This is a genomic window from Mycobacterium sp., from assembly GCF_032159565.1.
In the GTDB taxonomy this organism is placed as follows: Bacteria; Actinomycetota; Actinomycetes; order Mycobacteriales; family Mycobacteriaceae; genus Mycobacterium.
In genome coordinates this window covers 15,211-41,846 of the sequence record NZ_JAVHWR010000074.1, presented here as the reverse complement: position 1 = coordinate 41,846, position 26,636 = coordinate 15,211, and the positions used below count along the sequence as shown (strand labels likewise).

General features: G+C 65.3%; 14 protein-coding genes and 1 pseudogene. 8 read left to right on the top strand and 7 right to left on the bottom strand.

All coding sequences use genetic code 11. The annotated features are described in order from the left end of the window. Positions 1–259, top strand: a pseudogene (locus tag QOC76_RS09350) (GGDEF domain-containing protein); the annotation flags it as partial. Between the two features lie 31 nt (positions 260–290). Here QOC76_RS09350 and QOC76_RS09345 read toward each other — a convergent pair. Further along, on the bottom strand, positions 291–1,049 hold the full coding sequence (locus QOC76_RS09345; RefSeq protein ID WP_526356503.1) for an isocitrate lyase/PEP mutase family protein: 759 nt from the start codon (positions 1,047–1,049) through the stop codon (positions 291–293). A gap of 108 nt (positions 1,050–1,157) precedes the next feature. Between QOC76_RS09345 and QOC76_RS09340 the strand changes: the two genes are divergently transcribed. From QOC76_RS09340 to QOC76_RS09320, 5 genes are all read left to right on the top strand, one after another. After that, complete coding sequence (locus QOC76_RS09340; RefSeq protein WP_526356501.1) at positions 1,158–1,454, top strand: Rv0250c family protein; 297 nt, start codon at positions 1,158–1,160, stop codon at positions 1,452–1,454. A gap of 61 nt (positions 1,455–1,515) precedes the next feature. Further along, entirely contained in the window at positions 1,516–2,337 is an 822-nt protein-coding gene (gene sdhC / locus QOC76_RS09335) for a succinate dehydrogenase subunit SdhC (protein ID WP_526356499.1), read from the top strand. 56 nt (positions 2,338–2,393) lie between these two features. Beyond that, a complete protein-coding gene (locus QOC76_RS09330; protein ID WP_526356497.1) occupies positions 2,394–4,346 on the top strand; it encodes a fumarate reductase/succinate dehydrogenase flavoprotein subunit in 1,953 nt (650 codons plus the stop codon). Next, on the top strand, positions 4,347–5,096 hold the full coding sequence (locus tag QOC76_RS09325) for a succinate dehydrogenase/fumarate reductase iron-sulfur subunit (protein ID WP_526356495.1): 750 nt from the start codon (positions 4,347–4,349) through the stop codon (positions 5,094–5,096). 53 nt (positions 5,097–5,149) lie between these two features. After that, a complete protein-coding gene (locus QOC76_RS09320; RefSeq protein WP_526356493.1) occupies positions 5,150–5,305 on the top strand; it encodes a hypothetical protein in 156 nt (51 codons plus the stop codon). A 71-nt stretch (positions 5,306–5,376) separates the two neighbouring features. Here the strand turns inward: QOC76_RS09320 and QOC76_RS09315 are convergent, their stop codons facing one another. Further along, positions 5,377–5,862: a flavin reductase family protein gene (locus QOC76_RS09315; RefSeq protein WP_526356491.1), complete on the bottom strand. Its 486-nt coding sequence runs from the start codon at positions 5,860–5,862 to the stop codon at positions 5,377–5,379. Between the two features lie 68 nt (positions 5,863–5,930). On the opposite strand from QOC76_RS09315, the gene QOC76_RS09310 reads away from it, so the two are divergent. Next, positions 5,931–6,602, top strand: a complete 672-nt coding sequence (locus QOC76_RS09310; protein WP_526356489.1) for a GAP family protein — start codon at positions 5,931–5,933, stop codon at positions 6,600–6,602. A 4-nt stretch (positions 6,603–6,606) separates the two neighbouring features. Here QOC76_RS09310 and QOC76_RS09305 read toward each other — a convergent pair whose 3' ends face one another. From QOC76_RS09305 to QOC76_RS09290, 4 genes are read right to left on the bottom strand one after another with little or no spacing between them, the layout of a single operon-like run. Then, complete coding sequence (locus QOC76_RS09305; protein WP_526356487.1) at positions 6,607–8,355, bottom strand: fatty-acid--AMP ligase; 1,749 nt, start codon at positions 8,353–8,355, stop codon at positions 6,607–6,609. 47 nt (positions 8,356–8,402) lie between these two features. Then, on the bottom strand, positions 8,403–9,542 hold the full coding sequence (pe, locus tag QOC76_RS09300) for an acyltransferase PE (RefSeq protein WP_526356485.1): 1,140 nt from the start codon (positions 9,540–9,542) through the stop codon (positions 8,403–8,405). A 44-nt stretch (positions 9,543–9,586) separates the two neighbouring features. Then, positions 9,587–12,586, bottom strand: coding sequence for an MMPL/RND family transporter (locus QOC76_RS09295; RefSeq protein WP_526356483.1), 3,000 nt, complete (start codon positions 12,584–12,586; stop codon positions 9,587–9,589). Positions 12,587–12,615: 29 nt separating this feature from the next. Next, entirely contained in the window at positions 12,616–14,037 is a 1,422-nt protein-coding gene (locus tag QOC76_RS09290) for a condensation domain-containing protein (RefSeq protein ID WP_526356505.1), read from the bottom strand. A 218-nt stretch (positions 14,038–14,255) separates the two neighbouring features. Here QOC76_RS09290 and QOC76_RS09285 point away from each other — a divergent pair, with 218 nt between their 5' ends. After that, complete coding sequence (locus tag QOC76_RS09285; protein WP_526356481.1) at positions 14,256–25,319, top strand: type I polyketide synthase; 11,064 nt, start codon at positions 14,256–14,258, stop codon at positions 25,317–25,319. Here QOC76_RS09285 and QOC76_RS09280 read toward each other — a convergent pair. Continuing rightward, the gene (locus QOC76_RS09280) at positions 25,316–26,404 is read right to left on the bottom strand and encodes an NAD(P)H-dependent amine dehydrogenase family protein (protein ID WP_526356479.1); all 1,089 of its coding nucleotides are present in this window, start codon (positions 26,402–26,404) and stop codon (positions 25,316–25,318) included. The genes QOC76_RS09285 and QOC76_RS09280 overlap by 4 nt on opposite strands. Positions 26,405–26,636: the final 232 nt, after the last annotated feature.

The following is a 26,636-nucleotide window of genomic DNA, read 5'->3' as shown; positions in this document are numbered from 1 at the left end:
CTGCCGCGCCGGAGGCGAGGAGTTTCTGGTCTCCATAGTCACTCGCCACGGTGGCTCAGAAGCTCTTGCCGAGCAATTCTGCGCCGCCATCGCCGAGCTGCCCGACGGAGTCACCGCCAGCATCGGGACACACGCCACCCCCCTGGAACGGCTGCGTGGTCGCGACCCCGACTCGTTCATCGAGGAACTCGTCGCCGCGGCCGACGCCGCGATGTACGTCGCCAAACGCAACGGTGGAAACCAGGTGCACGCCGGTTAGATCCCGTGAAGGACACGCTGATCGGATCCCATTAGGCCCAGCGCGCGAGGATCTCTTTCGCCCGCGCCGCGAGCGCGAACTGGAAGAACGGGCCGAAGCTGATTCGCCCGACGCCCAGCGGGCCAAACGACGCGGGGTCGTCCTGATCCGGGAGCGCGATCGCGTTCACCGGTAGCGGGAGCTCCGACGTCAACCGCCGCAAGACGTCCGGCTCGTGGCGACCGACCGGATACAGCACGTCGGCACCCGCCTCGGCGCACTGGACCAACCTGTCGATCGTGCGGTCGGCCCGGTCGGCTTCGTCACCCTCCTGGCGCAGGAACAGGTCGGTGCGCGCGTTGACCACCACATGCACGCCGGACGCGTCAGCCGCCGCGCGTAAAGCGCCGACCAGCTCGGCATGCTCGCCGGCCGATCGCAGCCGGCGACCCTCACTGTGCACTGTGTCCTCGATGTTCAGGCCGACCGCGCCGACCGACAACAGGCCCTCGATCAGACGAGACGGCGCCTCCGCGTACCCGGATTCGATGTCAACCGAGATCGGTAAGTCGACCGCCGCAGTGATCTGCGCGACCCGCGTGAGCAAGTCGTCGAACGTCATGCCCTCGTTGTCTGGCTTTCCGACCGAATCGGCCACCGGGTGGCTGCCCACCGTCAGCGCCGCGAACCCGGCATCCACGGCCAGCTTTGCTGACCACGCATCCCACACCGTCGGCAGAATCACCGGATTCCCGGGCTGGTGCAGTGCCAGCAGCGCCTCCGCGCGGCCCTTCAAGCGGTCGTCAGGCATGGGTTTCCTCCACTCATCAACGTGATCTGTCTCACCATTGCATTCGTGTTGTGACTAGCATCTATTGCGTAATGTGATGCCCGACACCCTTCAGCCCAAGGAGGTCACTTGTCCAGTACCACCGAACTCGCCGAGCTGCACGACCTGATCGGAAACCTCCGGCGATGCGTCACATCGCTGGCTTCCCGATACGGGAATAGCCCAGGTACGCGTCGCATCGTCAACGACGCCGAACGCATCCTCAACGATATCGACCGACTCGACATCGACGCAGAAGAGCTGGAACTCGCCCGTGGGGTCAGCGGACACCACCACAGCGGCGAGCGGATCGCGATCCCGGACACGCAGTACGACACGGACTTCTGGCGCGGCGTCGACGACGAAGGCCTCGGCGGGACGCGATAAGCGCCGCGTGCCTGCTTCGGCGGCACGTGTTCGGGGGACATAACAGCATCGAAAGGCAAACGTGAGCGCACCCACCGCCGACCGCAAAGCGACCGGCGTCTTCTCGCCTGGCCGCGCGCAGATTTCACAGCGCACACTGCGTACCGACAACTGGCTGAAATCCCCCATCCTCACCGACCTGGGGTTCGCCGCGTTCGTCATCTACGCGACGGTGCGGGCGTTCATGCAGAACAACTACTTCGTCGAGCAGTACCACTACCTCACGCCGTTCTACTCGCCGTGCATCAGCACCGGTTGCACACCGGAGGCGAGCGGATTCTGGCCGCAGATCCTGCCGGACTGGCCGATCCTGCCGTATGCGGCCGCGTCACTGCCGTTCCTGTTGCTGTTCCGGCTGACGTGCTACTACTACCGCGGCGCCTACTACCGCTCGGTGTGGCAGTCTCCGACCGCCTGTGCCGTGGCCGAGCCGCACGCGAAATACACTGGCGAGACCAAGCTTCCGCTGATCATCCAGAACACCCACCGGTACTTCTTCTACATCGCCGGCATCATCTCGGTGATCAACACCTACGACGCGATCGTGGCCTTCCACTCGCCGTCCGGTTTCGGATTCGGGCTGGGCAACGTCATCCTCGTCGTCAACGTCGTGATGCTGTGGGTCTACACCCTGTCGTGCCACTCCTGCCGCCACGTCGTCGGCGGCCGCCTCAAGCACTTCTCGAAACACCCCGTCCGCTACTGGATGTGGACCCAGGTGAGTCGTCTGAACACCCGGCACAAGTTGTATGCGTGGATCACCCTCGGCACGCTGATGCTGACCGACTTCTACGTCGCCCTGGTGGCCAGCGGCACCATTTCCGATCTCAGATTCATCGGCTGATCGGCTGGCTGACAGCCCTTCTCGAACAGCCCAGGCAAGAAAGCAAGTGAGAATTCATGACTGAACCTGATGCTCTTCGCGCAAGCGGCTCATCGGAAGTCGAACGGCATCAATACGACGTCGTCGTCATCGGTGCAGGCGGCGCTGGATTGCGCGCCGTGATCGAGGCCCGTGAGCGGGGCCAGAAGGTCGCAGTCATCACCAAGTCGTTGTTCGGTAAGGCCCACACCGTGATGGCCGAGGGTGGCTGCGCGGCGTCGATGGGCAACGCCAACTCAAAGGACAACTGGCAGGTCCACTTCCGCGACACCATGCGCGGCGGCAAGTTCCTCAACAACTGGCGGATGGCCGAATTGCACGCCAAGGAGGCACCCGACCGGGTGTGGGAACTGGAGACCTACGGGGCCCTGTTTGACCGCACCAAGGACGGCCGGATCAGCCAGCGCAACTTCGGCGGGCACACCTACCCGAGGCTGGCCCACGTCGGTGACCGCACCGGCCTGGAGATCATCCGCACGCTGCAACAGAAGATCGTGTCGCTGCAGCAGGAGGACAAGGCCGAATACGGCGACTACGAGGCCCGCATCAGGGTGTTCCACGAGTGCACGATCACCGACCTGATCAAGGACGGTGACCGCATCGCAGGCGCCTTCGGCTACTGGCGCGAGACCGGCAAGTTCATCCTGTTCGAGACGCCCGCAGTGGTGCTGGCCACCGGCGGCATCGGCAAGTCCTACAAGGTGACGTCGAACTCGTGGGAGTACACCGGCGACGGCCATGCACTGGCACTGCGGGCGGGCGCGTCCCTGATCAACATGGAGTTCGTCCAGTTCCACCCGACCGGCATGGTCTGGCCTCCGAGCGTGAAGGGCATCCTCGTCACCGAGGGCGTCCGCGGCGACGGCGGTGTGCTGAAGAACGCCGAAGGCACCCGGTTCATGTTCGATTACATCCCGCCGGTGTTCAAGGGCCAGTACGCCGAGAGCATCGACGAGGCCGACCAGTGGCTCAAGGACAACGACTCCGCACGACGCACGCCCGACCTGCTGCCCCGCGACGAGGTCGCCCGCGCCATCAACTCCGAGGTGAAGGCCGGTCGCAACTCACCGCACGGCGGCGTGTTCCTCGACATCGCGTCGCGGCTGCCCGCCGAGGAGATCAAGCGCAGGCTGCCATCGATGTACCACCAATTCATGGAGCTGGCCGAGGTGGACATCACCAAGGAACCGATGGAAGTCGGGCCCACCTGTCACTACGTGATGGGTGGTGTCGAGGTCGATCCAGACACCGCGGCGGCCACCACACCCGGTCTGTTCGCTGCGGGTGAGTGCGCGGGCGGCATGCACGGCTCGAACCGGCTCGGCGGCAACTCGCTGTCCGACCTGTTGGTGTTCGGCCGCCGCGCCGGGCTGGGCGCCTCGGATTATGTGCGCGCGCTTTCCGAGCGCCCCGCGGTGACGGACCAGGCCGTAGACGACGCCGTGAAGCGGGCCCTGCTGCCGTTCGAGACCGCGTCGAACGGGGACTCGCCGGAGAATCCGTACACGCTGCAGCTCGACCTGCAGGACACGATGAACACCCTCGTCGGCATCATCCGCAAGGAAGAAGAGGTCACCGAGGCGCTCGACAAGCTGACGGAGCTGCGGGAGCGGTACAAACGGGTCCGGATCGACGGGAACCGGCCCTTCAACCCTGGCTGGCACCTGGCGATCGACCTGCGCAACATGATGCTGGTCAGCGAGTGCATCGCCAAGGCCGCGCTGACCCGCACCGAGAGCCGCGGCGGTCACACCCGCGACGATCACCCGTCGATGGAGTCCGACTGGCGCAAGACGCTGCTGGTCTGCCGCACCGACGGTGATCCCGAGGCGTTGGTGCCCGATGTCAGCGTCACGAAGCAGGACCAGATTCCGGTGCGCCAGGACCTGCTCGACCTCTTCGAGCTGTCCGAACTCGAGAAGTACTTCACCGACGGTGAGCTGGCCGAGCATCCAGAACGGAGCAACTAGATGGCCTACCAGGCGAGCATGCGCGTGTGGCGTGGCGACGACGACGGCGGCGCGCTTGTTGATTACTCGGTCGAGGTGAACGAGGGCGAGGTGGTGCTCGACATCATCCACCGCCTGCAGCAGACCCAGACCCCCGACCTCGCCGTGCGGTGGAACTGCAAGGCGGGCAAGTGCGGATCGTGCTCGGCGGAGGTCAACGGCAGGCCGCGGCTGATGTGCATGACCCGGATGTCCACCTTCGGCGAGGACGAGACCGTCACCGTGACGCCGCTGCGGACCTTCCCGATCATCCGCGACCTCGTCACCGACGTGTCCTTCAACTACGAGAAGGCCAGGGAGATCCCGTCGTTCACCCCGCCGAAGGACTTGCAGCCCGGCGAGTACCGGATGGCGCAGGAGGATGTGAACCGGTCGCAGGAATTCCGCAAGTGCATCGAGTGCTTCCTGTGCCAGAACACCTGCCACGTGGTGCGTGACCACGAGGAGAACAAGAACTCGTTCTCCGGCCCGCGCTACCTGATGCGGCAGGCCGAGCTCGACATGCACCCGCTCGACACGCTGGAGCGCCGCCCCGAGCAGGCGCAGGAGGAGAACGGCCTCGGCTACTGCAACATCACCAAGTGCTGCACCGAGGTGTGCCCCGAGCACATCAAGATCACCGACAACGCGCTGATCCCGATGAAGGAGCGCGCCGCCGACCGCAAGTACGACCCGGTCGTGTGGCTGGGCGACAAGTTGTTCCGCCGCTGACTTTCGCGGGTAGCCTTTCGTCAGCGGCCAATCAACGACGAAAGGCAGCCACCATGTCAGAGACGCACAGCATCAACGACATTCGCACGGCCATCCGTGAGCTTTCCGCCCGCGCCGACCTGGCGCGCCGGGAGGGCAGGCCGGACGACGCAGCAGAACTCGAGCAGCGCATCCAGGGCTACCGCGAGGAGCTCGCCACGCGGCCGTAGTCGGACGACGATCAAGCGGCGAGGCACGAGCCGCGTTGAGGAGTTCGACCAGAAGACCTAGCTCAACGCCTTCAGGCGCCCAACCGCCGAAATGTGCTGCGGTGGAACACGATCGGCGGCACGGCGGAATGCACCGTGATCTCGGCGACCCGCAGAATGACAATCGTGTGATCGCCCGCGGGGACGAGTTGTTCGACGGCGCTCTCCACCCAGACGCTGGTGCCCTCGATGAACACCGCGCCACTTTGCGTCGACACCGTCGACAGGCCCGCGAACCGGTCACCGGTCTTCGCGGCGAGCGCGCGCGCAGCCTCGTCGTGGGCCTCCCCGAGCACGCTGATCCCGAGTCGAGGCAGGTCCTTGAGCTTCGGCCACGTTTCCGACGTGTTCTGCACGGCGAATGACACCAGAGGTGGATCGAGCGACACCGGAACGAAGGTGCTGGCGGCCAACCCGACACGGGTGCCGTCCACCTCCGCCGCGATGGCGATGACTCCGGACGGAAAGTGACCGAACGCCTCGCGTAGCGATGTCGGGCTCAAATCAGTCGTGCTCATATCCGGTCCATTTTCACACGTTGCCGCGCCCGGCGGCCACGTGCGCCGGGCGGTAACCTGACGCTGTCATGTGGATCACGCTGTTGGCAATGGCCGTTGCCGTCAGCCTGGAGCCGTTTCGGATCGGCATGACGATATTGATGATGAACCGCCCTCGGCCGTTGCTCCAGCTACTCGCGTTCCTCGCAGGCGGATTCGCGATGGGCATCGCGGTGGGCGTGATCGTGCTGTTCATTCTGCGGCCCGCCCTGGGGTCGGCCCATTTCACCCTGCCACGGGTGCAGATCGTCGTCGGCGTGCTCCTGCTGATCAACGCCGCGGTGGTGGCCACGGGCGTGGTGGGCAAGCGCAGGGACGGCTCTGCGGGTCCGGCCTCACGGCGATTCGAACCGCTCGCGATGCGAGTCCGACAACTCCTCAACGGGTGTTCACTGTGGACGGCGGGTGTCGCGGGTCTTGGCATCGCGCTGCCGTCCGTCGACTACCTGGCCGTGCTGGCCCTCATCGTCGCCTCGGGTGCCGCGGCATCGGTCCAGATGGGCGCCCTGCTCATGTTCAATGTGGTGGCCTTCGGGTTCGTGGAGATTCCGCTGATCTCCTACCTGCTGGCCCCGGACCGCACCCGCGCAACGCTGTCGGCGTTGCAGGACTGGCTGCGAACGCGCCGCCGCAGTGGCGTCACCATTCTGCTGACCGCGGTCGGCTGCGTGCTGCTAGGCGCGGGACTCACCGGTCTGTGACGGCTCAGACGTCCAACCGGGTGAATTGGTCCTGGCGGTACCGCTTGACGCAGGCGGCCCGCCGGATCTTGCCGCTCGTCGTGGTGGGAATCGATCCCGGCGGTACCAGAACGAGATCCTCGACATTCACACCGTGCGCATTGGAAATCGCGGAGGTGACGTCGCTCTTGACCCCGGTGAGCCAGTGCATCGCCTCTCCCGTGGAATCTGCCCGCTTCTTCAGCTCGATGACGGTGACCAGCTTCTCGGTGCTGTTCACCGGGACCGCTATCGCGGCAACCCGACCACCTGTGATCACCTGGACGGTCGCCTCGATGTCCTCTGGATAGTGATTACGTCCTCGGATGATCAGCAGATCCTTGATGCGGCCGACAATGAACAGCTCGGCGTCGGAGATGAAGCCCAGGTCGCCGGTCCTCAGCCAGGGTCCGTCCGCCGCGCCCGGTGACGGGTCGACGAGCGTCGCGCCGAAGCACTGCTGCTCTTCCGGTGGCCTGCTCCAGTAGCCGGCCGCGACATTGTCGCCATGCAACCAGATCTCGCCGACTACGCCGTCCGGGCACTCTCGGTCTGTGTCGGAATCGACAATCCGCAACATGGGCGATTGCGGCACCCTGTACTTGACCAGCTCGGTGCCTGCCCCTGCCAAAGACCGCTGAGCGCGGCCCGCGGACAATTCGTCGACATCGAAACGGACAGCCTCCGACGATTCACTCCAGGTGCCACTCGTCACGAAGACCGTTGCCTCCGCCAGGCCGTATGACGGACGCAGCATGTGGTCCCGAAAATTGAAGTGCGCAAACCGATCTGCGAAGCGTTCCAACGTCGCCGAATCGACACGTTCGGCGCCGTTGATGATGCCCCGCACCCCACCGAGATCGAGCCCGGCGAGGTCGCTGTCGCTGGTCTTGCGGGCGGCCAGGTCGAAGGCGAAGTTGGGCGCCCCCGAAAAGGCACGCGGGTTCTCGGCCAGCGCGCGCATCCACCTGGATGGCTTCTCAAGGAACGCAACCGGGCTCGTCAGCTTTGCGGGAAAGCCACCGAGGATGGGCGCGCAGACGCCCAGCACCAATCCCATGTCGTGGTAGAAGGGCAGCCACGACACGATCGTGACATCGGTTGAGGAATTGGCGTTCGCATCCGCGAACAAGCTACGCATCAGCTGCTCGAAGTTCACCTGGAGGTTGCGGTGCGAGATCATCACCCCGGTTGGCAGTCGGGTCGAACCCGAGCTGTACTGCAAATACGCCGTGCTAGGGAAATCAGCTATCGAAATACCCGGTCCACCATCGGCGTCCAGATTCATCGAATCGATCTCGACGATCTTCGGAGCGGTGTCCATCCGCGATTGATCAACGTAATCGCCGACGTCTTCCGCGGCCGTAGACGTTGTGAGAACAACCGACGGCGACGTATCGGCCAGGACTGCACCTACCCGCTCATCACTCGAGCCGCGGTGCGGCAGCGGGAGCGGAACCGCGATCAGCCCAGCCTGCATGGATCCCAGGAATGCCGCAACGTAGTCAAGGCTTTGCGGAGCCAGGATCAACGCTCTGTCTCCGACCGACGCATGAAGGCCGAGCTCGCGTGCCACATTCATTGTTCGGCGGGATAACTGTGACCACGTGACACTCTCGGGAACGCCCGCCCAGTCCTTTTCGTAGTCGGTGAACGTGAACGCAATGTCATTGGGGCGCAGGCTGGCTCGTCCGTGCAGCATCGAGAGAATGGAAGACTGAGGCGAAGGCGTCACATCACGTCCGTAGTAACTAGTCGAATTAATCGGGCTGGAAGTCGTTGTCAGCCGCCGCTGTGGTTCAGCACGTACTGGAAGCCGGACAGCAACTGCGACACAGGGTCGGCCGCACCGCCGAAGGCGGCCTGCGTGGCCGGTGCGGTGACGGCGGCCGGGTCGTAGCCGCGTACCGGATCCACCGTGATCGGAGCGGTCAGCGGATCGTCGTTTCGTGAATACCCGGCATCCACCATCGGCTTCAGCACCCCGTCAAGCTTATTCAGCGTGCCTTCATCCACCCCGAGGTATTTGAACGGCAGCACCAGAGGGAGGTGCTCCTCCGGAATCATGTATGTCGTCGTCTTCGCACCCTTGGAGTTGACGGCCGTCCTGATATTCTGCGGCGGCACGTTACTCGGGTTGGTGAAGGCCACCGCGGTGTGGCCGGTCGCGAGACCCACGACCGCGTTGGCGAGGGACATCCAATTGTCCGGCCTGTCCGGCCAGTCGGCGATGCTGTCGTACGCAGAGACGAATTGGTAGGTGTCGTACTGGCTTTCCACCGGAGCCGGCATGCGGAAGTCGAGCGAGGGCACGACGCTGCCGACGGGGAACATCTGGGTCAGGAAGCTCTCGCCGAAGGCGTGCCTGGCAAGCGGGTCGCCATACGTCGCGAAGCTCAATTTATCCGGTGGCGGCGCGGTCGGATCGTTTGCGAGCTTCGCCTGAACGGCGTCGAGCACCATCGCTCCCTCGGACAACCCGATCGCGGTGCCGGGACCGCCGTTGCGGATCGCCGTTTCCAGGTTGCCCTCGCCGTCGTCGACCGACTCACCGATGCTGGGGCCGTCGATGCCCAGGCCAGGAAAGCCGTCACCCAGCCGGCCGATGCCCGGAAACAACCGTTCCAGGGTGTGCCCCTGGACCTGACCCGCGGGATAGTCGACGATCTGCCTGTCCAGTCCGGGGAACCAGTCGGCGCCGGTGCGCTTTATGTACTCGTCATAGGGAATGCCCAGAACGTGCGCACCGCCCAGCGCGTAACCTCTGCCCGGCGTCCCCAGGGGCGGCGGCCCGTCGGTCGGCGCGCCGTGGTCCGGCGTCCAGCCGGCTTGCTTGTCATCGGCTGCCGCGATCGCGGATCCGAAATACCCTGTGGCGCTGACGGTTACCAGCGCAGTGACCACTGCGACCAGTCTCCGCATCCCTGCTCCCGCCTGCTGGCTACGCGTCCGTAGCGGTCCCGACATTACTCCGCCTGGCCCGCTGTTGCCCGCGGCGACCGCTGGTCGCTCAGTCGTGAGGGCCACCAGTTCGCCCGCCCCACCAGCGTCGCCATGGCGGGCACCGTGACGGTCCGCACCAGGAAGGTGTCCAGCAGGACGCCGACACCGATCACGAATCCGCCCTGGACCACGGTGGTGATGCTGGAGAACAGCAGACCGCACATCGAGGCGGCGAAGATCAAACCAGCTGCAGTGATCACCCCGCCGGTCGACGTCAGGGTGCGAATGACGCCGTAACGCATGCCGTGCGGAGATTCGTCGCGCATTCGCGATACGAAGAGCAGGTTGTAGTCGGCGCCCACCGCAACCAGAACCACGAACGCCAATGGCGGTACGCTCCAATGCAATTGCTGGCCGAGTAGGTATTGAAACGTGAGCACGCTGATACCCAGTGCGGCGAAGTACGAGACGATTACGGAGCCGATCAGATAGAGCGGCGCGACGATCGCACGCAACAGCGCCATCAGGATGAGGAGAACGACGACCAGGGTCACGACGATGATGAAACGAATGTCGTGCTCGTAGTAGTCGCGCGTGTCCCGCAGCGAGGCGGGAAATCCACCCATCGATATCTTGGCGTCCGCCAGTTGGGTGTTCGGTTGGGCGCTTTGCGCGGTGTCACTGATCTGGTTGACCTGATCCATCGCTTCGGAGCTGAACGGGTTGAGTGTGGTTTGCACCAGGTACCGGGCCGTGTGGCCGTCCGGCGAGATGAAGATCTTGGCGGCCTTCTTGAAGTCGTCGAGTTGGAGGATTTGGGCCGGAATGTTGAACCCCGCCATCGACGGATCTGCCGCCTCATTCCGCATCGCCAACAAAAACGCGGCGGCCTCATCGAGGCCGGCGCCCATCAGCTTGACTTGGCCGACGAGTTGGTCCACTCCGCCTGCCACCTGCTTGCTGCCGTCTGCCAGCCGATTCGCGCCCTGCCTGACCTGGGTCAGGCCCGCCTGCAGACCTCCGGGTCGATCGAGACCCATGGAGCGCACCGCCGAGCTGAAGTTCGAGAGCGTGTCGTTGAGTTGTTTCACCGTTGCGTTGAGGGTCTGTTTGTCTCCGAACCCCTGTAGTTGCCCGGCCAGAGTATTGATCTGGTCGAGGCGTCCGTCATTCCGGGCGTCGACCAGTTTCTGAAACTGAATGCGGGTGGCGCTGCACGACGGATTGGCATCGCAGATCGCGTTACCGTTCAGCGCCGCCAACACCGGACCCACCCAGGCGAACATGTCCCTGACGGTGGAGAAGTTCACGCCCATTTCGTTACCGAGTGCATTGATGCTCTGCACGAGTTGGGCGGCGGCTTGGACGTCTTTGACCAACTTGTCACCGCCCAGTTGGCTTCGCATCGACGATATGGCGTCGATCAGACGTTGCATGCCGGGAGCGATCCGATTGATCTGAGCCCGCACGTCGCCGAGGCTGTCGGCCAGCGTGCCTGCCCCGTTCGTCAGTCGCTTGAGATCTTTGGTGTTGTCGTTGATCACGGCCGAGCCTGCGGCCATCCGATCACCGACAATGCCCGCTTGATAGGTGGCTCTGAACTCCGGCGGCACGCTTCCGGTGGGCCGGGTGATGCCGCTGATGAGACCGATGTTCGGCAGTTGGCTGATCCGCTGTGCCATCTGCTCCAGGTCCGCGAGGGCCTGCGGCGTGCGCAGGTCGCGCGGCGACTGAACGAGGATGTATTCGGGCACGGCCTGACTGATGGGGAAATGACGTTCCAGCGCGGCGTACCCGACCGAACTCTCCGCCGATGGTCCAACGGCCTTGCGATCGTCGTAGTTGTAGCGCACCAAGGTTGCACAGCTGGCCAGAACGATCAGCACGAGCAGGCTGGCAACCAGATGGGTCTTCGGCCGCCGCACGATGCGTACCCCCGAACGTCGCCAGAACCGCGTAGTCAGTTCGCGCCGCGGTTTGACCCAGCCGCGCGGCCCGGCCAGCACCAGGATCGCCGGCAGCAACGTGATCGCGGCAAGGAAGGCCACCCCGACCCCGATCGCGCACGCCACACCGATCGTCGAGAACACCCCCATCCGGGCGAAGCTGATCCCGAGGAAGGTGACTCCCACGGTGGCCGCTGACGCGGTGATCACCTTGCCGATCGAGATCAACGCCCGCCGCACCGCGTCATCGAGGGCTGCCCCTTGCCGCAGATAGTCGTGATAGCGGCTGATGAGAAAGACCGCATAGTCCGTTCCCGCGCCCGCGATCATTGCGCTCAGAAAGATCACAGACTGGTTCGAAACACCTATTCCGAAGAGTTCCGAGACCCCGGCCACTACGGCCTGTGCTGTCACCAGGGAAATCCCGATGGCCGCCAACGGCAGGAGCATGGTGACGGGGTTGCGGTACACCAATAGAAGAACGAGGAGTACCAGGACGCCGATCGCAATCTCGATGGGCATTCGGTCCTGCTCGCCGGCGACGGTGAGGTCGGCGACGGTGGCCGCGGGCCCGGTGACGTGCACGGTGAGTGGGCCGCCGGCGACGGCGTTGTGCTTGATGATGTCGGCAACTCGGTTGTAGGCCTCGTAGGCACGCGGCGTGCCCAACTCACCCGCAAGGCCTACCGGCAGCACCCAGGTCGTCTTGTCCTTGCTCGTCAAAAACGGCCTCAACTGCGGCGTGGTGATGAAGTCCTGAACCATCGCGACATCGGTCATGTCGTCGCGCAACGCGTCCACCACCTTGCGGTAGGTGGCTTCGTCGACGGGCTTGAGCCCCGTGTCGTTGATAAAAGCGACTACCAGAAGATTGTCCGAGCCCGATTCGTGAAACGCTTCGGTCATCTGCCGGGTGGCGACGCTCGACGGGGCGTCGCTGGGCAGGATGGCCAGCGGATGCCTCTGGGCCATCTCGCTCAGGCTGGGGAAAGTCAGCGGAAGCGCGACCGCGATCGCGATCCAAACCCCGATCACCGCCCAGGGCCATCGCACTACAAGATCGGCGAGCCGTCGCATACCGTCCCTACCTCGTTTTCGCTTTTTGGCTAGGCAACGCGCCCCCAGTGCCCACTGTCAGCCACCAGCACGGTCGTGGACCTCATCGCCTTCATGTAGCGGGCCACCGACTTCTTGGCGATCGGATTGTCGGGATGCATGATTGCCATCACCGTGCCCTCGCCATACCGAAATATGTAGATGGTCAGCTGGTAGGAGAATCGGCCGTCGGGATAGATACCGATATTGTTTGCAAGGCCCATGTCGGCGGCCGCCAGAATGGCGTTGAGCGGAGCGGCGCCGCCGTGCAGGAAGTTCGACACCGGAAAGTTCGGCTGCGGCCATTTTAACGATGGCGCCAATTCCAACACCCGGTAATACGGAACTTTCGCCATGCTCAGACCCGAGTCGAAAGAAGCCTGCGCTGCCCATGCGGCGTGACCGAATGAGGCAGCGCCTATCGGGACGGTGATCGGTATCAAGCCGGTAAACCAACCCTGTGTCATGAAATTATCTGTGGCGGTGCGTGAATCCCTTGGGGTAAGCCCGTAATACGTGAGAGCGCCCGTTAACTCGTGCTCCACCTGAGCAAGGCAGGCGAACAAGCCGCCGACGAAGCGCGCGCCTGCCGCCGTGCAAGCCGATTCGAACCGGTCCGTCTGTGCCGTGTCCATCAAGACTTCAGAGGTCATGCCGCTGCTGGTCGACTCAAGGGGGTTGCCAAGCGGAAGCGGGAACTCGGGAAAGCCGCCGCTGTTCGCCTCGGCGAAGTCGGTCCACGCCTGCACCGCGGGTGCATCCACAGTTAACTGCGACGTGTGCTCGCGCTCGCGCACACAGAAGTCGTCGAAGCTACCGGCATCGGGAAGCGTGAGGGCGTCGCCGCCTCCGCTCAGCGCCGAATACATTCCGTTGGCTTCCAACATTGTCGTGCCAATCAACGTTGCGTCCCCGTGAACATGATCCATGGCGGCGAAGAAGGTAAAGTGGCCTTCGTTCTGGACTATTCCGAAGGTGAAGCAACCCCACTCCAACGGATTCGGTATGCCGACGACATGTGCGTGTATCTCGTCGATTGTCATGGTGCCGTGATTGACCGGCACGAACTCGATATCAGCTGGATCGTTGATCGCATGCCGGATGAACCCTCCATCATCGGAGGGTGCGAACCAACTGCGGAACGTGTCGTGCCGCCTTAGGTATGCATTGACGGCGTGATCCATGGCTGGGATATCACACTGGCCGGCCACTTCACAACTGGCGATGATTTGCCGGGAGAAGTTCAATCCCGCGGCCGTCCGTTCGCAGTAGTTGCGAAGATGCTGGCGCTGCATGTAGCTCACCGGCACCGAACTGACCGGCGCTCGGCGAGCCTTTTCGGCAGCCGCGGCCGTCGGGTGCCAAGACGTGACCGAGCCCGGATTCAACGGCCATTCATCAAGTGCGCCAACAGTTATTTTCCCGATGCGCAAAACGTCGTCCTCCCGGCTTGGCCGGCTCCGGTCCGGCATCACTCGTGGCGCGTCAAACATACCTCCGAATCAATAGCCGTCGCCCGCTGCCGACCCCTCGGAAACCTCGCGTGTCACAGGTTCGCGTGCAATAGTTTTCGACGGCGCTGATTTTGCCGCGCCAACTCTCTCAGGATCACACTCTGACCGTCGAGGCAGGTAGCAAGGAGAACAACCGCATGGGATCCGCCGAACGTCCGACCGAGCCGGCCCCCCGTTTTGCAATCGTCGGCTATGCAGCGCGTTTTCCGGGAGCCCCGGATACCGAAGAGTTTTGGGACGTGCTGCGCGAGGGCCGCGACGCGATATCGGAGGTGCCCAAGGACCGGTGGGATGTCGACGAATTCTTCGACCCTGAACCCGGTGCGGCCGGCAAGGTTGTCACCCGTCGTGCGGGTTTCGTCGATGACGTGGCAGGGTTCGACGCGCCGTTCTTCGGTATGTCGACGCGCGAGGTCAGGTCGATGGACCCGCAGCATCGGCTTTTGCTGGAGACGGCGTGGGCCGCGGTGGAGCATTCGGGCACCGCACCAACGGCGTTGGCCGGCAGCAACACCGGTGTGTTCGTTGGCTTGGCCACCCACGACTACCTGGGAATGGCATCCGACGAGCTGACATACCCCGAGATCGAGGCCTATATGGCCATCGGCACGTCGAATGCCGCAGCAGCGGGACGAATCAGCTACCGGTTGGGGCTGCAAGGTCCCGCCGTCGCCGTCGACACGGCGTGCAGTTCTTCGCTGGTGGCAATCCATCAGGCGTGCCAGGCGCTGCGCCTTGGGGAATGTGACCTTGCGCTGGCCGGCGGCGCGAACGCGCTGCTCACACCGGCGACCATGATCACGTTTTCCAGTGCGCACATGCTTGCGCCCGACGGCCGGTGCAAGACCTTCGATGCGGCCGCGGACGGCTATGTGCGCGGCGAGGGTTGCGGTGTGATCGTCATCAAGCGCCTCGAGGACGCGATTCGCGACGGCGACCGGATCCGGGCCGTGATCCGCGGCAGCGCGATCAACCAGGACGGCGCGTCGGGTGGATTGACGGTGCCGAATGGCATTGCCCAGCAACGGGTTATCGCCGATGCGCTGCAGCGCTCCGACCTAGTACCCAGCGATGTCGGGTACCTGGAGGCACACGGCACCGGGACATCGCTTGGCGACCCGATCGAGGCCCAGGCCGCGGGTGCGGCGTTCGGCGCCGGACGCGAGGCCGGCCAGCCGCTGTTGATGGGTTCGGTGAAGACGAACATCGGACACCTGGAAGCGGCGGCGGGTATCGCGGGCGTCATCAAGGTCGTCCTGTCGCTCGAGAACGAGTTGCTGCCCCGTCATCTCCACTTTGAGAACCCGTCACCCCACATTCCCTGGGACCGGCTTGCGGTGCAGGTGGTCAAGGAGGCCACCGCCTGGGAACGCAACGGTCGGCCGCGCATCGCGGGAGTCAGCTCGTTCGGGTTCGCCGGCACCAACGCTCACGTCATCCTCGAGGAAGCCCCCGAGGAAGCGGTAGCGCCCGCTGCGGCTCCCGGGTTGGATGTCGCCGCCGCTGCGGCTCCGGGCCTGGATGTCGCCGCTGCTGCGGCTCCCCGGTTGGATGTCGCCGCCGCTGCGGCTCCCCGGTTCAGCATTCTTCCCCTCTCGGCGCGGACGCCAGCAGCATTGGTGCAGGTCGCCGACCAATACCGCAGCTGGTTGAGCAAGCACCCCGAGGCCACCCTGGCGGACGTTTCCTTCACTGCCGGTGTGGGGCGAGCACACCTCGAGCACCGGGCCGCGTTGGTGATCAATTCGACAGAGTCTGCCGTCGAGCTGCTCGGCGCGCTTGCCGACGACCGCCCGGCGCTCGGTTTGGCTCGCGGAGAATCCCATGACACACCGAAGACGGCGTGGCTGTTCACCGGTCAGGGCAGCCAGTACCCCGGCATGGCCCGAGAGTTGTTCGACACCGAGCCGGTGTTCGCCGAGACGGTGAATCGCTGCGCCTCAGTGGTGGCCAACATTCTCGAAAAGCCTTTGCTGGATGTCATTTTCGATGTTGATGGCCCGGACAGCGAAGAGGCGCTGCGGCAAACCTCCTACGCGCAGCCCGCCTTGTTCGCGGTGGAGATGGGCCTGGCCCGCCTCTGGCAGTCGTGGGGCTTCGAACCCGACGTGGTGCTGGGCCACAGCGTCGGCCAGTATTCGGCGGCGTGTGTCGCGGGTGTATTCGGTCTCGAGGACGGCGCGCTGCTGATGGCCGAGCGCGGCCGCCTCTTCGGCAGTTTGCCTGCGGGCGGCCGGATGGTCGCGGTGTTCGCCGCCGCCGAGCGCGTCGAGACCCTCACCGACGAGTTCCCGAGTCTGTCGGTCGCCGCTTACAACGGCGCCAACACCGTGCTGTCGGGACCCGCTGACGATTTGGACCGGGCGGTGGCCGCGTTGACGTCCGACGGTGTCCGGTGTGACTGGCTGGACACCAGCCACGCGTTCCACTCGGCGCTGCTGGACCCGATCCTCGACGAATTCGAGTCGTATGCCGAGCGCTTGAGTTACAAGACGCCACAACGGATTCTCATCGACAACCGCACTGGCGGCACGCTCGGCAGGAGCGTGAAACTCGATGGCTCCTATTGGCGCCGTCACGCGCGCCAGCCGGTGGAATTCGCCAAGAGCGTGCGCACCCTTGCCGAACTGAATTGCAAAGTGTTGCTCGAGATCGGCCCACAGCCGGTGCTCACCGCCGCAGCTCTGCGGGCATGGCCTGACCCGGCCACCGCACCGCGGGCGATCGCGTCCCTGCGCCGGAAAACCTCCGACCAGCGACAGATCACCGAAGCCGTTGCCGACGCATATGTCTTGGGCCATCTGCCCGACTTCGGTGCATTCCGGCAGGCGCACGCGCGAAAGCTCGACCTACCGACCTATCCGTTCGAGCGTCGCCAGTACTGGTACAGCGACAATCGGGAGCGGGCCACCCGGCAACAGCACCTCGACGGACCGCGTACCGAAGCCGTCCGCCTGCTCGAGGACGGCCGGATCGAAGAACTCGCGGCCTTGCTCGACGGTGCGAGCGGCGACCGTCAGACCTTGGATGTGCTGACCAAGCTTGCCGCACAACACAACCAACAACGGACGAACCAGTCCCTCGCCGACGACCGCTACGAGTTCCGCTGGCAGAAATCCACTGTTCCAACCTCCGGCGCGGACGCCGGCGAGGATCCCGCGTGGATCCTTGTCGGCGATGGGCCCGACGCGGTCCAGCCGTTGGTCGACGTGCTGACTGCACGAGGCCACCGGTACCGGATCCTCGGGTTGCCGGTGTCCGACGCCGACGAGGAAGAACTCGCAGACGCGCTGCGCGCCGCGGCAGCAGACGATCCGGCGCTACGTATCGTGCATGTCGCGGCCCTCGACTCCGAAACCGCACCATCGATGAGGTCTCTGTTGCAGATGCAACACCGGATCCTGGGCGGAACTCGGCGGCTCTTCCGTGCCGCCGTAGCCGCCGAACTGCGTACACCCATCTGGGTGGTGACCAGGGGCGCTCAACGAGTCACTGACGCAGACACCGTGTCGCCGGATCAGAGTTGCCTATGGGGATTCGGTCGGGCCGCAGCGCTGGAGCTTCCGCAGGTGTGGGGCGGACTGGCGGATCTGGCCGGCGGCACTGCCGACGAATGGGCCTCGTTCATCAACCGGATCACGCCGCCGCGCAGTTCGGCCATCCGGGAAGACCAGATCGCGCTTCGCGGTCAAGCGGTCTATGTTCCGCGGTTGGTTCGACGGGTTGGCCAGCCGAATACGAAACCGGTGGAACTGCGCGATGACGCATCGTATTTGGTGACCGGCGGCCTGGGCTCGATCGGACTGGAGATCGCCGGATACCTGGCCGCCCGCGGCGCCAACCATCTCGTGCTGACCAGCCGACACGCGCCCAGCGATGCCGTGCAACAGCGCATCGATGCGCTCGGCGAACAACACGGCTGTGAATTCCGCGTCGTCACCGCCGATGTCGCCGACGCGCACGACGTCGCACGCCTGCTGGCCACCGTGCGGACCGAGCTACCGCCGTTGGCCGGCATCGTCCATGCGGCGGGCGAGATCGGTACCACCCCACTGAGCAACCTGGACGATGCCGAGGTTGATCGCGTCTTCGCGGGAAAGGTCTGGGGTGCTTGGCATTTGAGCGAAGCAGCAGCTGACCTGCAGCTCGACTTCTTCATCAGCACCTCGTCGATCGCCTCGGTTTGGGGCGGATTCGGTCAGACCGCCTACGGCGCAGCCAACGCCTTCCTCGACGGCCTGGCCTGGCGGCTGCGGGAGCAGGGCATCTCCGGGATCAGCGTCAACTTCGGCCCCTGGTCGGCAGGCATGGCCGACGAGGAGTCCCGTGCGCGCCTCGATCAGCGCGGAGTCCGGACACTGTCACCCGCCGATGCATTGGCGGGTCTGGCCGACCTCATGACGGGCTCGGCAGCACAGGGCGTCGTGGCCCGGATCGACTGGGCCCGTTTCCTTCCGCTGTATCAGCAGGCGGGCAGGCGGGCATTCCTGGCGGAGTTGGAGCGCGAGGTCCCCACCCAGCCGGCGGGAGTGGCACCGCCTGCAACTCTGTCGGGGAAAACCGCGTTCGTCGAGCGGCTCACCGACGCTCCGGTGCAGCAGCGCAGGAAGCTCGTGACCGACTACCTGCGCGACGCGGTAGCAGAGGTGACGCGCGTGGATCCCGCGGAGATCCGCGAGGAGGCGGGGTTTTTCGACCTCGGCATGGATTCGTTGATGGCCGTCGAGTTGCGGCGCCGCATCGAACAGGGAATCGGCAAGGAGATTCCGGTCACCCTGGTGATGGATCACCCCCGGCTGTCCGACGCGGCCGAATACCTGCTCGGCGAGGTGCTCGGCCTGCGCGAGCAGGAATCCGACAAAACAGGGCATCAGCCGCCGTCAGTGGTGACGACGCGCACGGACGAAGCGATCGCAATCATCGCGGTGTCGTGCCGGTTCCCGGGCGCGCCCGACCCGGAAGCTTTCTGGGAGGTGCTGTCCGGCGGCGTCGATGCGATCCGGGAAGTCCCGGAGGACCGATACGACATCGACGAGTTCTACGACCCGGATCCAGAGACTCCCGGCAAGACCTACACGCGCTTCGGCGGATTCCTGGACGGAATCGACGGATTCGATCCCGAATTCTTCGGCATCTCCCCGCGCGAGGCTGTGTGGATCGAACCCCAGCAGCGGCTGATGCTCGAAACGGCATGGGAGGGTATCGAAAGGGCCGGCTACTCGCCAGCGGCCTTGCGCGGCAGCCTAACCGGAGTCTTCGTCGGGGTGGCCGCCAACGAGTACGCGCATCTGCTGTCGTCTGAGTCGATCGACAAAATCGAACCGCACTTCATCACCGGCAATGCGCTCAATGCCATCTCCGGTCGGGTCGCCTTCGCGTTCGGACTCGAAGGACCGGCAGTGGCGGTGGATACCGCATGCAGCTCGGCGTTGGTGGCCGTCCATCAAGCCTGCCAGGGATTGCGCTCCGGTGACTGCGACATGGCGTTGGCCGGCGGTGTGAATGTCCTGCTGAGTCCGGTGACAGTCGTCGCTGCATCTCGCGCCAGGATGCTTTCCCCCGTCGGGCGATGCAAGACCTTCGACGCCTCCGCCGACGGCTACGTGCGCAGTGAAGGCTGCGGGATTGTGGTGCTCAAGAGGCTGAGCGATGCGGTGCGCGACGGCGACCAGATTCGCGCGGTCATCACTAGCAGCGCGGTCAACCAGGACGGCGCGTCCAGTGGTTTGACGGTGCCCAACGGCGGTGCACAGCAACGACTTATCGGAACGGCGCTGGCCCGCGCCGGTTTGGCAGGCGGAGACGTCGACTACCTCGAGGCGCACGGGACGGGCACACCGCTGGGTGACCCGATCGAGGTGCAGGCGGCCGCGGCCGCCTACGGTGCCTCGCGTGACGCGGACCGCCCGTTGCTGATGGGATCTGTGAAGACCAACATCGGCCACCTCGAGTCCGCCTCCGGTGCAGCAGGTCTGATCAAGGTCGTGTTGTCGCTCCAGCACGAAGTGCTGCCCCAGAGCCTGCACTTCGACAAGCCGTCGCCGCACATCCCGTGGGATTCGCTGCCGGTGCGGGTCGTGGACAAGGCCATTCCGTGGCAGACCAACGGCAGGCCGCGGCGCGCCGGCGTGAGTTCGTTCGGGTTCACCGGCACGAACGCGCACCTGCTGATCGAAGAGGCACCACCCCAACCGGTGACCGCCGACGGCCAGTCGGAACAGGACACTGACAAGCAACATGTCGATGTGCTGCCGCTGTCCGCCCGGTCACCGGAAGCACTGGTGGCCTTGGCGCGGCGTTATGAGAACTGGTTGGAGAACCACCCGGATGTCGATCTCGCCGACGTATGCCTGACCGCCGGGACCGCCCGTTCGCATTTCGAACATCGGGCCGCGCTGGTCGTGGACTCGGTCAGTGCCGCCCGCGATGGCCTGGCCGACCTCGCCGAGAACCGGCAGCGACCGGGTGTGTTGCGCGGCCAGCACACCAACCGGCCGACAACGGCGTGGTTGTTCACCGGGCAGGGCAGCCAGTACCCGCGGATGGCCCGCGAGTTGTTCGACGCGGAGCCGGTTTTCGCCGAGACCGTGACGCACTGCGCGGACGTGGTCAATGAGCTCGTGGCGCGCCCGTTACTTGAAGTGCTGTTCGCCAACGACGTCGAGGCCGGAGAAGCTCTGCGGCACACGTCATTTGCGCAGCCAGCACTTTTCGCCGTCGAGATGGGTCTGGCCCGGCTGTGGCAGTCGTGGGGCGTCGAACCCGACGTGGTGCTCGGACACAGCGTCGGGCAGTACGCAGCAGCATGTGTGGCAGGAGTTTTCAGCCTCGAGGACGGCGTGCGGCTGATGGCCGAACGCGGCCGGCTGTTCGGCAGCCTGCCCGAAGGGGGCCGAATGGTGGCGGTGTTCGCCGACGCCAAGCGGGTCGAGGAGGTCGCAGGAGAGTTCCCGCGGGTGTCGGTCGGCGCCTACAACGGACCCAACACCGTGCTTTCGGGGCCGGGTGAGGACCTGGAACAGATAGTCGCCAGATTCGGTGACGAAGGCATCCGCTGCACCTGGCTGCAGACCAGTCATGCCTTCCATTCAGAGTTGCTTGATCCAGTGCTCGGCGTATTCGAGTCGTACGCAGCGCAGTTGCAGTTCGCCGTCCCAACGCTGCCACTGGTCTGCAACCGCACCGGCGCCGTGCTCACGTCCCAGACCCCGCTCGACGCCGGCTACTGGCGGCGGCACTCCCGCCAGCCGGTACAATTCGCCGAAAGTGTGCGCACCGTAGCGGCATTGGGGTGCTCAGTGCTGATGGAGATCGGTCCGCAACCGGTGCTAACCGGGGCCGCGGTGCAGGTCTGGCCGGAGCACTTGGCGGCGCCGCGGGCGATCGTCTCGCTGCGTAAAGGCGTTGGTGACCGGCGCCAGATGGCCGACGCACTGGCCGCGGCCTACGTCGGCGGTCACCGACCCGATTTCGCTGCGGTGCACCGTCAGCCCCGTCGCAGACTGGATCTGCCCACCTATCCATTTCAGCGCCGTCGCTTCTGGCCGAGAACTTCTGGAATCACCGACTCCGGTTTCCAGGGTCAGGCGGTGTCGGGAATCCTGGGCAATGCGAAAGACCTCGCCTCCGGTGACTCCGTCTACACCAGCAGGTTGTCCGTCAAATCGCAGCCGTGGCTTTCCGACCACGTCATCTATGGCACCGTCGTCGTTCCCGGGGCGACGTATGCCGCGATGGCGTTGGCCGCAGTCGGTCCACCGGCGCGCGTGAAAGACGTCTTCTTCTACGAGCCGATCATCCTGCCCGAGAAGGCCTCGCGCGAAGTGCAGCTGACATTGCACCCGCTCGAGAACAGCGGTGAGTGGAGCTTCCAGGTGCACAGCCGCCCATACGGTGAACGCGGCGCCGAGTGGGCGTTGAACGCCGATGGCAATGTGGTCAGCGGTGTCGATGACGAGCCGGCACCCGCGGATCCTGCGGACTCCATCGACGCGGCAGTCGAGCGGTTGAACCGCATGCGTCCGCAGGAGCTGTTCGAGACCTTCGCCGACATGGAACTTGCATGGGGGCCCAACTGGTCAGGTTCCCTTAAGTCGCTGTGGCTCGGCGACGGTGAGGCGATCGGCGACATCATCGTCGGCGAAGAACTCGCCGAACAACTCGGCACGGAGCCGATGCACCCGGTGCTGATGGACCTGTGCACCGGAGTCGCCTTCCCTGCGTTTCCGGCACTTCTCGCGGCCGAACAGGGCGTCAACGATCTGTTCTTGCCGTTGCGGTACGGGCAAGTGATGCTGCGGGAGAAGATGCCTCGGCGGTTCTACTGCCGCGCGAGATGGCACACCAGCGAACTCGACAGCGAGATCCAGGTCTTCGACCTCGATTTCGTCGAGCGGGATGGCCGCCACCTCGGCGGGATCCGCGAGTTCACGGTCAAACGCGCACCGCGCGAAGCGTTGCTGCGCGGCCTCGGTGGCGACGCCACCAGGCTGCTGTACACCCTGGGCTGGCACGAGGTGCCGCCACCGGCGTCGAGTGACGACACCGCAAGTGTGAACGGCACCTGGCTGATTGCCGGATTCGACGAACTGGCCGCCAACGTGCCTGGCTGCATCCCGTTCGACGGGATCACCGATCCGGAGCCGTTGGGACAGCTGTTGGAACAGGCCCACGAGCGCGGTCTGCCGTTTGCAGGCGTCGTTTGGCGCGCCAGTGCACCCGGCGCAGCTGAGTCGAGCGCCAAAATCGCCGCGCGGCTCGAGGCCGAGATCGCCAACCTGCTCAGCGCCGTGCACACCGTGCAAGGCGGCGAGGTGAAGCTGCCCGGCGGCCTGTGGATCGTCACCGACCACGCCGTGGCCACCGAGTCCGGCGAACCGGTCGACCCGGTGCAGGCGGCGCTGTGGGGATTCGGGCGCACCACGATCAACGAGGAACCGGCGCTGCGCTGCAAACTGGTCGACTGCGACGGATCAGCGCAGGCTGTGCAGGCGCTGACCAACCTACTGGCAACACCGGTCGATGAGCCGGAACTTGCACTGCGGCAAGGAAAGTTGCTGGCATCGCGGTTGTTGCCATGGGCGCGCAGCGGTCATCTGACGGTCCCGCGCTCGACCGACTACGTCCTGGCGCCCACCGAACGAGGGGCGATCGACAATCTGCGTCTGACGGAGACGGACGTGCCGACGCCGGATGAGGGCTACGTGCAGGTCCGGGTGGACGCCGCTGGCCTCAACTTCCGGGATGTGCTCAACGTGCTCGGTCTCTACCCGGGCGACCCCGGGCCGATCGGCGGGGACTTCGCCGGCATCGTCACGCAGTTGGGTAGCGGCGTCACCGGGCTCGAGGTGGGCCAGCGCGTCTACGGCTTCATGCAGGGCGCGTTTTCCAGCCGGTTCAATGTGCCGGTCCAGTTGGTCGCGCCAGTACCCGACGGGACAGGCGCGGTGGCGGCGGCCACCATCCCCGCTGCGGCTCTCACGGCCCGACTCGCATTCGACTGGGCGCAGTTGCAGCCCGATGATCGCGTGCTCATCCACGCCGCCAGCGGCGGCGTCGGGCTTGCCGCCATCCAGATGGCACAGCAGCACGGCGCCACCGTCTTCGCGACTGCGAGCACCTACAAGCGCGCGACGCTGCGCAAAATGGGTGTGAAATATGTCTACGACTCGCGCACAACGGAGTTCGCCGACCAGATCCTCGCCGACACCGACGGCGCGGGCGTCGACGTGGTGCTCAACAGCCTGACCAACGAGGGATTCCTCGAAGCGACCGTGCGGGCCACCGCCCAGAACGGCCGTTTCGCCGAGATCGCCAAGCGCGACATCTGGACACCGGAGCAGATGGCGGCGGCCCGTCCCGATATCGCCTACGAGATCGTCGCGCTGGATGCGACAACCCTGCAGAACCCCGAGCACATCAAGCGGTTGCTGACCGAAGTGTCGGACGGGATGGCGAGCGGCGAGTGGACACCACTGCCCGCCGAAATCTACCCGCTCACCGAGGCGAGGGCCGCGTTCCGGCGCATGCAGCAGGCGCGGCACATCGGCAAGATCGTCCTGCAGATACCGAAACCCCTCCAGCCACAAGGGGATCGGAGCTATCTGGTCACCGGCGGGCTCGGCGCGATCGGTCTCCACACGGCGTCGCATCTGGCCCAACTCGGCGCCGGTGACATCGTGCTGACCAGCAGGCGCGCGCCCGATGCGGACGCACAGAAGGCGATCGACGACATCACCGAGCGCTATCGGTGCCGGATCCACACCTTCGCGGCCGATGTCAGCGACGAGTCAGCGGTCGCGAAACTGCTGGAGCGGATCCGCGCGGAGTTGCCGCCGCTCGCCGGGGTGGCCCATCTGGCCGGCGTGCTCGACGATGCGCTGCTGTCACAGCAGAGCCTGGAGCGATTCCGAACGACGCTGGCGCCCAAGGCGTTCGGCGCCTACCACTTGGACCGCCTGACGAAGGACGACGATCTGGACTTCTTCATCGTGTCCTCCTCGGTGTCCAGCTTGTTCGGTCCGCCCGGTCAGTCCAACTACGCGACTGCCAACGCACTGCTCGACGGACTGGTCGCGCATAGAAGGGCGCAGGGCCTGCCTGCGACCGGTGTCAACTTCGGTCCATGGGCCCAAGGTGGCATGGCGTCTTCGGAGGCCGCGACCGCCAATATCAGTGCCCAGGGCCTGGTTCCGCTGGAACCGTCGGCAGCGCTGGGCGCCCTCGCCGAGGTCGTCGCGAACGGAACCGGCCAGGCAGCCGTCATCAAGGCCAACTGGCAGCGTGCGGCAAAGGTGCTTGGCAGTTCTCGTCCACCGATTCTCGACCTCGTGTTGCCCAGTGCCGTCGGGGAGGTGACCGGTGACAGCGAGTTGCTTCGGCAGCTGCAGGAGGTGCCGGTGGCGCAGCGCGCCGGTTTCGTGACCGAATTCCTTCAGCGCGAGGTGCAGAACTTCCTGCGGCTCGCGCAACCGCCCGCCGCAACCAGCCGGTTCCTCGACCTGGGCACGGATTCACTGATGGCGATCGAACTCCGCAACCGGTTGCACAGTCAGTTCGGCGGCGCGTTCACGATCAACGCGACCGCGGTATTCGACTATCCGACCATCGGGGGCCTCGCCGAGTACCTCGTGGGTCAGCTGCCCGACGCGGAATCGCCGCCGCAGGAGGGTGAGGTGGAGTCCGTCGCGAGCGCCGACTAATCGCTGGTCCACCGCTGTGCCTCCACTTCGGGAGGCAGCGGCGGGTGGATCGGCACGTCGAGTCCGTCGTAGATGCCCGGCTTCTGCGTCGCCAGCCACCCGATGGCGCCGAGTAGCCGGTTCGCAGCCGTGGTGTTGCCGCCGTCCGCCCGCGTGCCACCCGCCACGTCGGCCCTGCTGACCAGGGTGAGCTCGGGATCGCCGTGCACGATGACGCGGTGGTCGCCCGCGCCCTGGTCGGGCTGCGGCCAGTCCGGCGCACACGAGGGGTGGATGCGGGTGATGTGGTCGATGACGATGCGCTCGCGCCCGCCCACCTTTCCGATCACCTTCAGCCAGAAGGCACCCTGGGTGCCCTCGTCGAACCGGCCCATCACGGTGTCGACCGGCGTTTCCAGTGGCCGGCGCTGCACATCTTCGGTGATCTCCTCGATCTCGAGGCCGAGACCACGGCCGATCAGCCGGAGGTTGCCGCCCCACACCATGGTCGGTATCGACGGCAGCAGCATCATCGGCGTCTCGTCCATCGAGCCGCCGAACCCGCACAACACCTTCACCGCGTGCGGCTGGTTGTAGGTCGAGTAGTCGAAGATCTCCTGGCAGTGAATCGACCGGATCCGGGTGCACAGGCCCGCGGCGATCACCGCGAGTGCGTCGTTTCCCCATCCCGGGTCCACCCCGCTGACGAGCAGCGTCGACCCTCCCTCTTCCGCGGCCGCGGTCAGCCGCTCGACCCATTCCGGCGGCGCGGACCGCGGGTCGTAGAGCGAGTACAGCGACGGCGTGACGACGTGCCTGCCCGCGCGCAGGCAGCGCTCGATGTCGTTGACGGCCTCGTCGGGCCGGATGTCGCCCGAGGCCATGTAGGCGACGGCATCGCAGTCGGCGAGGGCAGCGTCGACGTCGGTCGTCGCCGCGACTCCCGTCGGGCTGTCGAGGCCGACGAACTCGGCCGCGTCCATGCCCTCTTTCGACTCGGACGACGTGATGATGCCGCACAGCCCCAGGCCGGGAAATGCCAGCGCCGACCGGATGGCCGTCGACCCCATATTGCCCGTCCCCCACACCACCACGCGTTGTTGCATTCGTTCACTTTAGTGGTGGGTGTGACGACGCTGTGGCAAGTATCACAACCTGGCGTATCCGCAGCTCATTCACCGTTTTGGCCGGTAGATCGGGGCCCGACCAACCGCCTGGTTACTTAGCTCATGGAAATTGCTCCCGGCGGCTTTGCGTTGAAGTTACCAGCGGGTATATTGGGCCGTAGTTACTGGTGGGTAACTTAGCCAAAAGTACCCAACCTATGTGGCATTCTCA

Bases quoted from the DNA above. Each gene is read 5' to 3' on its own strand.
- QOC76_RS09315 (WP_526356491.1), bottom strand. From the start codon at position 5,862: ATGAGCACGACTGATTTGAGCCCGACATCGCTACGCGAGGCGTTCGGT.
- QOC76_RS09320 (WP_526356493.1), top strand. From the start codon at position 5,150: ATGTCAGAGACGCACAGCATCAACGACATTCGCACGGCCATCCGTGAG.
- QOC76_RS09330 (WP_526356497.1), top strand. From the start codon at position 2,394: ATGACTGAACCTGATGCTCTTCGCGCAAGCGGCTCATCGGAAGTCGAA.
- pe (WP_526356485.1), bottom strand. From the start codon at position 9,542: ATGCGGAGACTGGTCGCAGTGGTCACTGCGCTGGTAACCGTCAGCGCC.
- QOC76_RS09285 (WP_526356481.1), top strand. From the start codon at position 14,256: ATGGGATCCGCCGAACGTCCGACCGAGCCGGCCCCCCGTTTTGCAATC.
- QOC76_RS09280 (WP_526356479.1), bottom strand. From the start codon at position 26,404: ATGCAACAACGCGTGGTGGTGTGGGGGACGGGCAATATGGGGTCGACG.
- QOC76_RS09325 (WP_526356495.1), top strand. From the start codon at position 4,347: ATGGCCTACCAGGCGAGCATGCGCGTGTGGCGTGGCGACGACGACGGC.
- QOC76_RS09345 (WP_526356503.1), bottom strand. From the start codon at position 1,049: ATGCCTGACGACCGCTTGAAGGGCCGCGCGGAGGCGCTGCTGGCACTG.
- QOC76_RS09310 (WP_526356489.1), top strand. From the start codon at position 5,931: ATGTGGATCACGCTGTTGGCAATGGCCGTTGCCGTCAGCCTGGAGCCG.
- QOC76_RS09295 (WP_526356483.1), bottom strand. From the start codon at position 12,586: ATGCGACGGCTCGCCGATCTTGTAGTGCGATGGCCCTGGGCGGTGATC.